The sequence below is a fragment of the Hymenobacter sp. DG01 genome (assembly GCF_006352025.1).
Classification (GTDB): domain Bacteria; phylum Bacteroidota; class Bacteroidia; order Cytophagales; family Hymenobacteraceae; genus Hymenobacter.
The window spans coordinates 4587396-4601279 of record NZ_CP040936.1; the positions used below are offsets into that span (position 1 = coordinate 4587396).

General features: G+C 60.7%; 10 protein-coding genes and 1 tRNA gene. 3 read left to right on the plus strand and 8 right to left on the minus strand.

Features of this window, described 5'->3' with window-relative positions:
• Positions 1-36: 36 nt before the first annotated feature.
• Positions 37-1011 carry a hypothetical protein gene (locus tag FGZ14_RS19605; RefSeq protein ID WP_257883288.1) on the minus strand — a complete coding sequence of 325 codons (975 nt, stop codon included), beginning with the start codon at positions 1009-1011 and terminating at the stop codon, positions 37-39.
• A 123-nt stretch (positions 1012-1134) separates the two neighbouring features.
• Here FGZ14_RS19605 and FGZ14_RS19610 point away from each other — a divergent pair, with 123 nt between their 5' ends.
• On the plus strand, positions 1135-1707 hold the full coding sequence (locus FGZ14_RS19610; RefSeq protein WP_139925844.1) for a DinB family protein: 573 nt from the start codon (positions 1135-1137) through the stop codon (positions 1705-1707).
• A 76-nt stretch (positions 1708-1783) separates the two neighbouring features.
• Here FGZ14_RS19610 and FGZ14_RS19615 read toward each other — a convergent pair whose 3' ends face one another.
• Together FGZ14_RS19615 and FGZ14_RS19620 are read right to left on the minus strand one after the other, a co-directional pair.
• Entirely contained in the window at positions 1784-2530 is a 747-nt protein-coding gene (locus tag FGZ14_RS19615; RefSeq protein ID WP_139925845.1) for a porin family protein, read from the minus strand.
• A gap of 130 nt (positions 2531-2660) precedes the next feature.
• On the minus strand, positions 2661-3434 hold the full coding sequence (locus FGZ14_RS19620) for an outer membrane beta-barrel protein (RefSeq protein ID WP_139925846.1): 774 nt from the start codon (positions 3432-3434) through the stop codon (positions 2661-2663).
• Between the two features lie 268 nt (positions 3435-3702).
• Between FGZ14_RS19620 and FGZ14_RS19625 the strand changes: the two genes are divergently transcribed.
• Both FGZ14_RS19625 and FGZ14_RS19630 read left to right on the plus strand, forming a co-directional pair.
• Positions 3703-9993, plus strand: coding sequence for an alpha-2-macroglobulin (locus tag FGZ14_RS19625; protein WP_139925847.1), 6291 nt, complete (start codon positions 3703-3705; stop codon positions 9991-9993).
• Positions 9994-10128: 135 nt separating this feature from the next.
• A complete protein-coding gene (locus FGZ14_RS19630) occupies positions 10129-10590 on the plus strand; it encodes a hypothetical protein (protein WP_139925848.1) in 462 nt (153 codons plus the stop codon).
• A 103-nt stretch (positions 10591-10693) separates the two neighbouring features.
• On the opposite strand, the gene FGZ14_RS19635 is transcribed toward FGZ14_RS19630, so the two are convergent.
• From FGZ14_RS19635 to FGZ14_RS19655, 5 genes are all read right to left on the minus strand, one after another.
• Positions 10694-11020, minus strand: coding sequence for a 2Fe-2S iron-sulfur cluster-binding protein (locus tag FGZ14_RS19635; RefSeq protein ID WP_139925849.1), 327 nt, complete (start codon positions 11018-11020; stop codon positions 10694-10696).
• A 103-nt stretch (positions 11021-11123) separates the two neighbouring features.
• Entirely contained in the window at positions 11124-12137 is a 1014-nt protein-coding gene (locus tag FGZ14_RS19640; RefSeq protein WP_139925850.1) for an NAD(P)/FAD-dependent oxidoreductase, read from the minus strand.
• A 148-nt stretch (positions 12138-12285) separates the two neighbouring features.
• On the minus strand, positions 12286-12693 hold the full coding sequence (locus tag FGZ14_RS19645; protein WP_139925851.1) for a hypothetical protein: 408 nt from the start codon (positions 12691-12693) through the stop codon (positions 12286-12288).
• 231 nt (positions 12694-12924) lie between these two features.
• Positions 12925-13001, minus strand: a tRNA-Arg gene (locus FGZ14_RS19650).
• Positions 13002-13132: 131 nt separating this feature from the next.
• Complete coding sequence (locus FGZ14_RS19655) at positions 13133-13858, minus strand: TVP38/TMEM64 family protein (protein ID WP_180754426.1); 726 nt, start codon at positions 13856-13858, stop codon at positions 13133-13135.
• Between the last annotated feature and the right edge of the window lie 26 nt (positions 13859-13884).

A 13884-nucleotide genomic window follows, 5' to 3' on the forward strand; every position in this document is an offset into this window, starting at 1 on the left:
ACGGCCAAGCCGCACTACCCGCAGACCGGCGGCGGCCTACTTGCGGATTTTTACGTCCACATCGTAGCGGTAGCGCGGGGGGCCGCCGAGCGGAATAGCAAAGAAGGGCAGGGCCACGTCGTACTGGTCCGTGACGTAGAACACCAGGTCATTGGTAGCCTTGGATAGGGAGGTAATCTGCAGATCTAGCGAAAGGCCGTGTTCCTTGGCCGCAATGGCATGCACGCTGCTGGCCCACTTCTGGTCCCCGCTGATGATGGCCGGGTGCCCGTTTTTAGCCACGCTGAAAATCTTGAGCGTAAAGTCATTGTCCCCGTCAAAATTGCTTTGCCGGATGCTGACTACCCGGTCGTTGATGAAGGGGTAGAGGTGGGTTTTGGCCCGGCGCTCCGGCGAAAGCCGAAACGAGTACTCGTAGGTGAAAGCGTTGCCGCCTTCCACGGCCACATTCTGGGTAGGCGTGGTGCTGAGAAAGTAGCGGTACAGGTTGCCGTCGTCGCCTTTTTTGCCCTGGGCTACCAGCTTGAACACGTACCCATCAAACTCCGGCACAAACTCGCCCTCCAGCGGGTTCAGTGGCCCAAAGGTGTACCACTGGTTATCGTAGGCGGGGTCCGCCCCAAAGGTTTTGGTTTTCAGCAGCGTGCCCGAGCGGAAGTTGCCTTTCGGCTCGGTGCTGCGGGCGTCGGGGCCGGAGTGCGCCCCGGGGCCACCGTACAGGCTGAACTCGGTGGTAGTGTTCCAGCCAAACTTACCCTCATCGTGGCGGCCACCGCAGTCGGGGTCGAAGACGCGGATGTACACGGGCTGGCGGTTATCCTTCGGCACCAGGAAAAAGAAGGTTTGGGTGAAGTCATCATCGCCCCAGCTTTTGTCGCCCTGGGCCCCAAACGTCACCAGAAAAGCAATGTTTTCGCCCGGGTTAGGCACGGCCTGCGCCGCCACGGGCAGGGGCCGCAGCAGGGCCCAGGCCCCAAGCAAGCTCAACAGACAGGAAAGAAAACGCACCATGCCCCGAAGGTACGCTACCGCCTGAATTTTAAGCGAAACGCGGCAGGGGCGTACGATGAGCGTTGCCGAAACCGTTTGAGGGCTGTATCATTACGGTAGATTCTGCCTTATTGCCCATATACTATGAGCGCCACTGCCCGCCGTACCACCGATTTTCTGGACTCCCTGGCTGCTGAACTGCAGCGGGTGCGGGAAATTACCCACCGCCGCTTCCGCCCCCTCACCGACGACCAGCTGAACCGGGGGCCGGGGCCGGGCAAGTGGAGCGTGGGCCAGTGCCTGGAGCACCTCAATATTGTGGGCGGCCTGTATCTGCCGGTAATGAACCGCAAAATCAAAGCCGCCCGGGAGCGGGGCTCCAGTCCGGCCGAAACGGTTGTGCACGGGTTTTTCGGCAAGAAGATGACCGAAGCCATGCGGGTACCGGCCAGCGAGAAAGCCATGAAAACGCCCCAGCAGTACGCGCCCAGCGGTTCGCGCCTGCCGCGCACAGTAGTAGAAGTTTTTAGCCGCCAGCTGGATGAGCTGGACAACCTGATTACCCAGGCCCGCACCATCAACGCCAACGCCGTTCGGATTCCGAACCCTATTGTGCCCCTGCTGCTGCCCCGCCTCACCGATGCCCTGGAACTGCTGGTAGAGCACATCAAACGCCACATTCAGCAGGCCGAGCGAGTGCTGGACGGGCGCAGCTAAGCCAGCAGCAAAAACAAAAGCCCCCGCACCTCAGGTTGCGGAGGCTTTTGCCGGTTTAAGGGGGTAGGAAACGGCCTTATTTCCCGCCGAAGAAGTACGCTACCGAAAGCTGCACGCCCCGGTTGTGGATCTTGTTGTCGGAGTCATCACCGTCATCAGACTTCGGAATCAGGTTGCTCAGGCCCAGACCGTAGCCCAGCTGAGCCTGAAAGGAGCCGGCCTTATAGCCCAGGCCCGCGTTCAGCCCGAAGTCGAGGCGGCGGAATTCGGGTTCGTCGCCGTCGGAGGCCTTGCCCACAAACTTGATGTCGGCATCAGCGGAGCCCGACATCGATTCAACCACCTGACCGTTGAGGCTTGCGGAATAGTTGTTTTCGGCTTTGTAGTTACCGCTGAGGCCAATTCCGAGGTAGGGCCCGGCAAATACCTGGAAGCCGCCATCGGCCCCGTTGGTGCTATACACCAGGTTTACCGGCACTTCCAGGTAGCTCAGGCGGATGGTGGCCTTCTCTTCCGACCTGATAGAGTAGGTTTCGCCGTTCGAAGTCGCGCTTCCTTCCTCAATTACTTCAATCTTGGTGCCCTTCGGTGAGAACAGAATAGAAGGCTGCAGTGCCAGGTTGCCGAACTGCGCGTTCAGGGTTACGCCCACCTGCGGTCCGAAAATATACTTGGTGTCGGGGCCGTCGTCTTCCAGGTCGAAGTTCAGTTTGGTGGCGTTGAGCCCCAGGCGAGGCCCGATGGTTACCTGGGCCTGAGCTTGGGTAGCTCCTGCCAGTAGCATAGCTACACTCAGGATAGTGATGTGTGCTTTTTTGAACATGATAAAATAAGGTTGGATAAGCGCGGCTTACTGGGCCACGGCACGAAGGTAGAGGTCGGGCGGCAGTATTCACTTGCTTGAGTATACATATATTCATGAGTGACAATGCCTGCCGGCGCGGCCGGCTGCTTTATTTGGCGGCGGGTAGGTAGTAGTTGGCCGTTAGGGAGGCGCCCCGCAGGTAGGCCTGATAGTGGAAGCTTCGCTCCAGATAGCCCGGCAGCAGCTGGCCCAGGCCCCATTCGTAGCAGGCAGCCACCTGCACGGCCTTCCGGCGGTAGCCTACCCCGCCCAGCAGCCCGGCATCAAAGGGCCGGATGTCGGCGCTGCCCCCACCGCCCAGTATCCCGAAGCCCCCACCCGAGCCCCCAAAGTACCCGAACCGCAGCCGGTAGTTGCTGCCGTAGCTTCTCGATTCCGTGGGGCGGGTTTCCGTTAGGTCATCGGCGCTACGGCCCCACACTCCCATGCTGCCGTAACCGCCCAGCAGCAGCCGCACGCCGCGGCTGAGTCCCGCCGGAGCAAATACCGCCACGGTCTGTAGCTGAGCATAGGTTAGGTGGGTGGTAGTGGTGGCCTGAAGGCGTACCTCGTCTGCAGTGCCCTGGTTGAAGACTTCATCGGAATAGGAGCGGTAGGCTTTCAGGGTAACTCCCAGCCCGTATTGCAGCGCCAGCTGGTTGCTCAGGCGAGTTTCGGCTACCATGCCAATTTGCCCGGAAGGGCGCTGCCAGGAGGAGGGCGAAGCCGCTCCCTGTTGCTGGGTCCAGCTCAGGCCAGCGCCCGCCTGCACTCCCAGCTGGGTGCGTCTTTGGGCCTGGGCAGTAGAAAGCAGCGGGAGGCTTAGCGCAAAAGTCAGGGCGCAGCGGCTAGGCATCAGAAACGAGGATATGGGTAGCAGCATGGATAACGGAAAAAAATAGAAGTATCTGAGGCTGGCCGCAAGCACGGCGGCATACCTGCGTAAGAAGGCTTAATAGTACAGAAAAAGGCAGAGTGTTCTGGTGCTGCGCTAGGCCTGGGCCTGGTTTTGGCTACTTGCCCCGGGCTGCCCAACGGGTGCGGCCTGTAGCTGAAGGCCGAGTACATTTTCTTTCGGGCGGGCTTATGGAATTGTCGGGTTCGGGGCATCTAAAGTTTACCAACTTGCCCTCCTGATTCGTTTTGCCCGTATGCGCCCTCTCCTGTTAAGCTTCCTGCTGCTCCTGCTCTTGTTTTCCGCCGGCTCCTCCCAAACGACTCCTACCCCTCCCGGCAAGGGCAACCCTGCCGCCTGGAAGAAAATTGACCAGCTCCTGGCCAAAGACCAGACGTCCTCCGCCGCCAAGCTGCTGGAGCCCCTGTACCAGCAGGCCCGGCAGCGTCAGAATACGCCCGAGTATCTGCGGGCCCTGCTCTATAAGCTGCGCCTGCTGGAAGCCAAAGAGGAAGAGGCTGACGTGCAGGCCATTGCCCTGGTAGAGGCCGACCTGAAAACCGCCCGGTTTCCGGCCCGGCCCATTTTGCACAGCCTGCTGGCTCAGCTCTACGCCAACTACTACCAGCAGCACCGCTACCAGCTCTACGACCGCACCGCCCAGGCCGCGCCCGACCCCGCCGATACCAGCCGGGCCGATATCCGGACCTGGGATGCTGCCCGCCTCGGCAGTGCCGTTATCAGCCACTACCGCGCCTCGCTGGCCGACGAGCCCGAACGCCTGCAGCAGCTGAAACTGGCGGCCATGGGCTACGCCGTAACGGGCGGCGACGCCGAAAGCCGCATCCTCGTGCCCACGCTCTACGACCTGCTGGCCCGCCGCGCCATCGAGGGGCTTGGCAACGATGAGTTCTACCTCACGAAGCCCGCCGAGCAGTTTGAGCTGAAAGAAGCCGCGCTGTTTGGGCCGGCCGCTGCGTTTGCCCGCCTGAATCTGACCGCGCCGCCGGCCGACTCGCTCAACGGGCAGCTGCAGGTATTGCGGGTGCTGCAGCAGCTTACCGTGTTCCGGCTGCGGGATGCCACCAACCCAGAAGCCTTGGCCGACGTGGACTTGGCTCGCCTGCGCTTTGTGCACCAGTACGCCGAGTTGCCCAACAAGAACGAGCTGTACCGTGCCGCGCTAAACCAGGCGGCCACTACCTACGCGGCCTTGCCCATCGTCACGCGGTTTATGTTCGTGCAGGCTTCTCTTGAGCAGGAAACCGATGCCGTGAAAGCTCGTCAGCTAGCCTTAGAAGCTGAAAAGCGCTTCCCGAAGTCACATGGAGCCTTACAGGCCAAGGCACTGCGGCAGAACCTAGAGCAGGTTGAAGTTACGTTCACGACCGAGGAAACGGTGCTGCCCGGCCAGCCGTGGCTGCTGAAGCTGCAGGTGCGCAACGTGACTCGGCTTTACGCCAAAGCGTATCGCATCAGCAACGCTTACAACGTTCGTCTTTCCGAGCCTGGCACCGCTGAGGATGCAGAAAACTACAGCTTCCAGAAGACCTTTGCCCGCGCCTTAGCCAGTAAGCCCGCCGCGACTTGGACGCTGAACGTGCCCGCTCCATCCGACTACAAAGGCCACAGCGTGCAACACGCTGGCCCGGCGTTGCCGCTCGGCCACTACCTCATCATAATAAGCACCGCTGATGAAAACCCAACCAAGGAGCGAGCCGGCGTTATCACGGCGCGTTCCTTTTTAAGTGTGAGCGAACTGAGCCAAATCCGTCGCAACTCGCCCGATGGCACCAGCCTGCTGGTGCTGCACCGACAGAGCGGGCAACCGCTGGCCGGAGTACAAGTACGTCCCCTGTTTCAGTACTACGACCAGAAAGCCCGCCAGTACAAGCAGCGCCGCGGTGACGTGCTGACCACCAATGCCGAAGGCCAGACACAAATTTCACTCGGTCTGAAAACGGGAGAAAACACGCAACTCAGCAACCTGTTCCTCACGCAGGGCCGCGACTCGCTGCTGGTTGAAAACGTGGGCGGCTACTACCCCCGCCGCCCCCGCAACTCCGAAGCCGAGCAGCCCCAGCGCCGCACGTTTCTCTTCACCGACCGCGCTATTTACCGCCCCGGCCAGACGCTCTACTTCAAAGGCATCCTGACGGAAACCCGCGCCGGCAAGTCGCAGCTTCTGACCAAGCAGGCCGTGTCGGTGCGCCTTGTGGATGTGAACGGCCAGACCGTGCAGACGCTGCCCTTCACCACTTCTGATTTTGGCTCCTTCCACAGCTCTGTCGTGCTGCCCACCGGCCTGCTCAATGGCGAAATGAGCCTGCAAACCGATGACGGCAGTATCAGCTTCGCGGTAGAAGACTACAAGCGCCCCACCTTCCAGGTGACGTTTGAACCCGTAGCCGGCACGCCCGTGCTGGGCCAGCAGGTGACTGTGCGCGGCAAAGCTACCGCCTACGCCGGCCAGCCCATTGACGGGGCCACGGTGCAGTACCGTGTGGTGCGCCGCACGTTCTGGCCCCTGTTCGGAATGAGCTACCGCAGCCTGTACGGCAGCCAGGGCCGGCCGGAAGTGGAAATCCTCAACGGTACCGCCCAAACTGATTCGGCCGGCGGCTTCGTGGTGAAATTCATAGCGAAAGGGGAGGAGGACCTGGGCGCGGCCAAGCGCGGCCCCTGGAACCCCGGCTACGTGTTTGAGGTAACGGCCGACGTGACCGACGCAGCCGGCGAAACCCGCACTGGCCAGCAGTCCGTCAGCCTTGGTACCAACGCCCTGAGCTTGCGCCTGGAAGTGCCTAAGCAGCTGAACCGCGAAAAAATACCCGCGCTGCAACTGCTCAGCACCAACGCCACCGGCGAAGCCCTGTCCGCCCAGGGCCAGCTGCGCCTCTACCGCCTCACACCGCCGGCCCGTGCCCTGCGCCCCCGCGCCTGGGAGCGGCCGGAGCTGGAAGCCCTGAGCCAGGAGGAGTTCAGGCGCCAGTTCCCGCTGGATGCCTACGCCCGCGAAGACAACGACAGCACCTGGGCCCGCACGCTGGTCGTCACCCAGGACTTCAACACCGAAAAAAGCCCGTTGCTGCCCGAAATGGCGAAGGCGCTAAGCAGCCAGCAACCCGGCCGTTACGTGCTGGAAGCCACCGCCACCGCACCAGCCTCCACGCCGCCCGTCAAAACCGAGCAGGTGTTCACGCTCTACTCGGCTGAGGCGAAGACCCTGCCCATTCCTACCCCCGATTGGTTCGTGAACCTCCAGGACAGCGTAGCACCGGGTCAGGCCGCGCGCTTTCTGGTGGGCAGTTCCGAAGCCGGGGCGCGCCTGCTGCTGGAAGTGGAAGCCAAAGGCGAAACTCTGCGCCGCGAGTGGCTGACCCTGGCCGCCGGCGAGCAGCGCGTCATCGAAGTTCCGACTACTGCCTCGCTGGACGGCGCATCGCTCTACGCCCACCTCACGCAGGTGCGCGACAACCGCCTCTACACCCACACCGCCACCGTGCAGGTAGCCACGCCGCCCGCGCCGCTGGTGCTCAGCATTGCTACCTTCCGCGACAAGCTGCAGCCCGGCCAGAAGGAAACCTGGCGCGTCACGATTCATAACACCGCCGGCCAACCCGCCAACGCCGAGCTGCTGGCTACTCTCTACGATAAGTCCCTGGACGTTTTCCGGGCGTACTCCTTTACGGAGCTGGAGTTTCCGAAGCCGTATTATCCGGCGCTGCTAGCCTGGAATGGCCGGTTTGGGACGCAGGAGTCGGATGAGCTGTTTGACGGGAATTCAGCTACCGGGTCAATCAGGGATATGCGCTATCCTCACCTGAATATGTGGGGCTACATGGGCGAGGACGAAATTCCAGATCAAGAAGAGCTTGCCGATAAAGTTGTTAAGTTCACTGCGCCAGTCGTAAAGCTAGATGAGGAAGTCCGGGTGCGCGGCAATGCTATGGCTTCGGCCGCGGCGCCGGCACCACAAATGGCCATGCGTAAGATGGCCGACTCACAGCAACTCAACGAAGTTGTAGTGGCAGGGGCGGAACCGCCCAAATCAGCTCAACCTGACCTCGCCAACGTCCAGGCCCGCAAAGACTTCCGTGAAACGGCCTTCTGGCTGCCCGAGCTACGCACCAATGCCCAGGGCGAAACCGTGCTGGAATTCCAGATGCCCGAAGCTGTGACGCGCTGGCAACTGCTGGCCCTGGCCCACGACCAGCAACTGCACTCCGGCCTGCTTCGCCGCGAGCTGGTTACCCAAAAGCAGCTGCAAGTGACGCCCAACGCCCCGCGCTTCTTCCGTGAAGGTGACCAACTCACGCTCAGCGCCAAGCTCAGCAACCTCACTGATGCACCCTTGAGCGGCAGTGCTCAGCTGTTCCTGCTCGATGCCCGCACCCAGCAGCCCCTGGAAAGCAAGCTGCTGAAAAGCCCCGGCCAGCTTAAATTCAGCCTGAAAGCCAACCAAAGCAGCGCCATAAGCTGGAGCCTACAAATTCCGGAAACCGCCGAAGGCCAGGTGCCGCTCGAAGCCATAACCTACCGCGTGGTGGCATCGGGTCAGTTGCCAGTTGTCGGTTCTCAGTTGTCAGGCAAAGACAAGAAGGAGCAGCGCAAACAGCGCCGCCAGAACAAACCGGCAACCGGCAACTCACAACTGGCAACTGTACAGGATGGCGAGGAAAACACCCTGCCTGTGCTGCCCAACCGTCTGCTCATCACCGAAAGCCTGCCACTACCCCTTGTAGGGCCCGGGGCCCGGGAATTTGAGCTAAAGAAGCTGACCAGCACTACCTCGCCCACGCGCCGCAACTACTCGCTTACGCTGGAAATGACGCCCAACCCGGCCTGGTACGCCGTGCAGGCGCTGCCCTACCTCATGGAGTACCCCTATGAGTGCTCGGAGCAGGTGTTCAGTCGTTTGTATGCCAACTTGCTGGCTGCCAAAATTCTGCAGAGTAACCCGCAGCTGCGCACCACGCTGGCCGAATGGAAGCGCGCCGCCGACGCCGGCAACAAAGCTGCCCTCACGAGCAAGCTGGAGCAGAACCAGGAGCTGAAAAACCTGCTGCTCCAGGAAACGCCCTGGGTGCGCGATGCGCAGTCGGATACGGAGCGTATGCGCCGCCTCACGGAGCTGTTCGACGAGCCCCGCCTGCGAGCCGAAACCAGCCGCGCCCTCGCCAAGCTGCTCCAGATGCAGCAGCCCAACGGGGCCTTTCCGTGGTTTGAGCGCATGCCCGACGACCGGTACATCACCCAGCTTATTGTGGCCGGGTTTGGCAAGCTGCAGAAGCTGGGCGCGCTGGATGTGCAGCAGACCCCGCAGGCCCGGCAAATCGTCAACAACGCGCTTATCTACCTCGACAGCCAGCTGCAGCGCGACTACAACGAGCTTCGCAAGCAGCCCAAGGTTGATCTGAAGCAGCAGCACGTATCCGATATTCAGGTGCAGGCGCTGTATGCCCGCAGCTTCTGGCCGGGCCTGGCGTTGGCGAAAGCCGCGCAACCGGCTCAGGCGTTCTACCAGCAGCAGGCTGCTACCTACTGGAAAGCCCAGACCCGTTACCTCCAGGGCCAGACTGCCCTGGCCCTGCACCGCCAGAAAACGCAGCCAGCCGCCGTAAAAAACATCCTGACGGCCCTCCGCGAAAACGCGCTGCACTCGCCGGAGCTGGGCATGTACTGGAAAGACGTGCGCGGTGGCTACTACTGGCGCGAGGCTCCCACCGAAACCCAGGCTACCCTCATCGAGGCCTTCGATGAAGTAGAAAACAACCAGCAGGCCGTGGATGAAATGAAGCTCTGGCTGCTCCAGCAGAAGCACACCCAGAACTGGGAAAGCACCCGCGCCACCGCCGATGCCTGCTACGCCCTGCTGCTGTGCGGCACTAACTGGCTCCAGCCTACCCAGCCCGTGCAGGTGAGGGTAGGAGGGAAGCCCGCTCCCGTTGCAGCCCAGCAAGCCGGCACCGGCTACTACAAAACCACCTGGCCCGCCGCTGAAATCAAGCCTGAGCTAGGCAAGTTAACGGTGCAGAAAACCGATGCCGGCGTGGCCTGGGGCGCCTTGTACTGGCAATATTTCGAGCAGTTGGATAAGATTACGCCCGCCGCTACCGGCCTGCAGCTGGAGCGCCAGCTCTACCGTGAGCAGCGCACGGCTACCGGACCCGTCCTGCAGCCCCTCACGGCTGCTACCCCCCTGCGCGTGGGCGACGTGCTGGTGGTGCGCCTCGTACTGCGCGCCGACCGGGACCTGGAGTACGTGCACCTCAAAGACCAGCGCGCCGCTGGCCTGGAGCTCATCGGGCAGACTTCGGGCTACCGCTACCAGAGCGGCCTGGGCTACTACGAAAGCCCCCGCGACGCGGCCACCAACTTTTTCATCAGCTACTTTCCCAAAGGCACTCACACGTTTGAGTACCGCCTGCGGGCCGCCCAGGCCGGCAACTTCTCGGGTGGCCTCTCGCAGCTGCAGTGCCTCTACGCCCCGGAGTTCACAACTCATTCGGCTGGCACGCGGGTGCAGATTGCAGCTCAACCGTAAAAGATATTATTGTAATTTGAGCCGGTGAGGCTGCACTATTAGAACAGATTATCTGGGCTTTACCTCTGCAGCTTGAGACTGCCAGCTACCCATTGTACCTTTGCGCCTCGTTTGTTTTTCAGAAGGATGAAGTTGATGCATAAACTAGTAATGGTTGCCGTGGTGCTGCTCTTGAGTGGCACTTCGGCGTGGGCTCAGGGAGACAAAAAAACGACAGCCACCGCTACCCCCACCCAACTGCCGGGTGAAGAAAAACTATCGGCCCAGGAGCGTGCCGAGCGCGACTTTCTGATGCCCGTACGCCGCAAGCAGGCCGCGGCCCTGCGCGCTGCTGCCGAGGAAGCTGGTGTACACCAGCCCGCCGTAGAAGTAACCGCCCGGAACCTGGAGGCCCCCGAGGACGATAAGCCCGCCGAGGCCCCCGAAGCAAAAGCCGCCCCCGCTGCCGTGCACCGCAGCAGCCACAGCTACCACCGACGTAGCTCATCTGGCCACCGAAGCACGGCCAGCCGCAGCCGCTCGTCGGCTTCGTCGCGCAAGAAATCCACCGCTAAAAAGTCAACGGCCAAAAAGAAAAAGACCACCCGGCGGCGTTAGTATGCTCCGGATCTGACCTAAAAAAGAGAGCCGGCCCGAGTATATCGGGCCGGCTCTCTTTTTTAGGTAATGCCTCCGTGAGCAGGTAGCTACGGCTGTTTCGTTACGCGTCCTGGGGCATGAGGCGCACTACCAGGCCGTCCACGCGTGGGGTCAGTCGGATCTGGCAGGAAAGGCGGCTGCCCTGGGTCATCACGGGCAGGCTCTCCAGCATGGCCAGCTCATCGTCGCCGGGCTCGGGTAGCTCCGGCCCGGCCAGTACCTCTACGTGGCAGGTGCCACACAGCGCCATGCCTCCGCAGGTAGCCTGAATGTCGTACCCATCTGCCTTCATGATTTCCATCAGGCTCAGGCCCATGTCGGTAGGAGCCACAATTTCGCGCCGCTGACCGGGCGCCTCCTCTACATATACGCGTACTTCGTCGGTCATATTCTCAGGTATTGGGTAATTGGTAGTAGGTAGTAGGATACCGGCGTCGGTAGTATCAAATACAGCCTGTGGTCCTATTACCTACTACTTATTACCAACTACTTTACAAAGTGGGTACCCCGTTGACGGTCGTGTACTTGAGCACGTACTTTTTATCGGGGTTGATGTATTTGAAGGCACCTTGGCACATAAGGGCGGCCTCGTGGAAGCCGCACAAAATCAGCTTCAGCTTACCAGGGTAGGTATTGATGTCGCCAATGGCGTAGATGCCGGGCTCCGAGGTGGAGTAGTCCACGGTATTCACCTTCACGGCGTCGTCTTCTAGCTCCAGACCCCACTCACCAATGGGCCCTAGCTTGGGTGTGAGGCCGAACAGCGGAATAAAGCTATCCACGTTCACGGTTTGCGCGTCGCCGCTGTTGGCCGTAATGGTCACGGCTTCGAGCTGGCCGTTGCCGTGCACGTGCGTTACGTTGGAGCTGAGCACCAGCTTTACTTTACCGGCCTCGTGCAGCTTCTGTACCTTCTCAGCCGAGTCGGCGGCGCCGCGGAAGGTAGTACCGCGGTGCACCAGGGTTACTTCCTTGGCCACGTCGGCCAGGAAAATCGTCCAGTCCAGGGCTGAGTCGCCGCCGCCGGCAATTACCAGGCGCTGGTTACGGAAGGTTTCCGGGTCGCGCACCATGTAGTACACACCTTTGCCGCTCTCAAAATCCGTGAGGCCATCAATAGCGGGTTTGCGCGGCTCGAAGGAACCCAGCCCGCCGGCAATGGCAATGGCCTTGCACAGAATTTCGGTGCCGTCGATGGTAGTTACCCGGAACGAACCATCCTCCAGCTTCTCGTAGCCCTCTACCCGCTCCCCTAGTGTAAAGGTGGGGTGGAAGGGCTCTATCTGCCGCATCAGGTTCTGAATCAGGTCGCCGGCCAGCACTTCGGGGTAGCCCGGAATATCGTAAATCGGCTTCTTCGGATAAATTTCAGAAAGCTGACCGCCTACCTGGGGTAGGGCGTCCACTACGTGGCAGCGCAGCTTCAGGAGTCCGGCTTCAAATACAGCAAACAGGCCTACCGGGCCAGCCCCAATGATGCAGATATCGGTGGAAATAGAATTCATCAGCAAAAAGTGAAAACAAAACAACGAGCGGGCGAAGCGCCGGTGTACTAACCACCAAACCCGCCAAAACGTTGGGGGATGCCTCACTTGCGGGCGCAAAGATAGGCAGGCTACGGCAGCCAGCCCACCCCCGCCCCGTTCTACTTCACTAAGCTGGGTGGGCCAGACTGTAGCCCAGCAGAAAGTATTCAGCCTCAGAGCGGTCGGTGAACCGATGCACCGGCAACGCCAGCCGCTGGCCCAGCAGGCGGCTTAACGACTGCATGGTGAGGGAAGACGGATGAACCTCGGCCATAGCCGATATCCCCGATTCCTTCAGCAGCTCGCGCAGCTGCACGTACAAGGGAACCAGGCGCACGTTGGGCCCCAGCGTCTGCGACACGTCGCAGAGCACGGTAAAGCCCGGCTGTACCCGCTGCAGAATGCGCTGCCAGTCAGCCAGGAAGTAGGGCATATTCTGCACAAGCGTTTGCTCTTCCTGGCGTTCGTAGGTAATGTGGTTGAGTAGAGAGTCTAGATAAATCCGGTATTCGGGCCGATAGGCGACGAGTTGCATGGAGGTGTGTGCTATGGAGGGCAAGAGCGTGCCTGCCTAAACGCCTCAGCAGTTGAAAAAAATCCCTGTGCGGGAAATTAGCGCCCGGAGCTTTTCCAAATTCGGGACTTTGCCATAGCCGCGCCAGGCATAGGCCGTAGTAGGCGAAGAATGTCTCAGCGGCCGGGTACTGGCACAGGCTAAAAACACAAAACCCCAGTTCTGAAGCAGAACTGGGGTTTTGATACTTAATGGTGGTCACGTAGGGAGTCGAACCCCAAACCTTCTGATTCGTAGTCAGATGCTCTATCCAATTGAGCTACGCAACCATTTTGTTACCGTTTCCGGAGCGTTCCTCCGTTTTGGTTGTGCAAAGATAGCGGGTAAATTTCCGGACCTGCAAGCAGTAAGGTAAAATTCGTGCAGAAAAAGGAAGCGAAAGATTGCAAGATGCTGAAATTCAGCTGAAATTTTTTTGCTCTTTTTCGACGCCTCGCTGAAGCACCCGCTTGAGGGCCCGGGTAAACAAGAAGTACAGGCCGAACAATGACACGGCCACCAGCACTACCACCAGCACTTTGCCGGCCGTGCCGGTATCGGGGTCCTGAATCAGCAGCAGCACATCCTGGGCCTTTGTGCCGAGCCAGTAGAAAAACAGAGTACGGGGCAGCATACCCACTACCGAAGCCGTGAGAAACTGTCGGCGCGGGACGCCCATAACGGCCAGGATAAACGTGATAAGCGCAAAAGGCAGCACCGGCGAGAGGCGCGTGAGCAGCACCAGCCGCCAGCTGTCGGCGCGCAGCTCGTGCATGATGGCGTGCGCCTTCGGAAACTTTTCCAGCAGCCCGATCAGCTTTCCTTTGTCGAGGGAGGTAGCCAGCATGTGGCCAAACAAAGCGGCCAGCATGTAGGTCAGGAGCATGCCCGCAAAGCCAGGCCAGCCAAAGTAAAACGCCGTAACCAGCACCACCACCGTGGTATGGGTGAGGGCAAACGTCATGGTAAAGGCCACCACCACAAAATACAGCAGCATCTGCAGGGCCGAGGGATGCCGTAGCCACTCGGCATTTTCGTGCAGGCCCCAGGCCAGGATACTATCCCCGACCAAGGGCAGTATCGCCAGCAGAAATAGGGAAACCAGGGTGGAAGTATTCTGGTGGAAAAGCTCTTTCAGAAAAGCCATAGGCAGCAAAAACAAGCGGCCGGCAG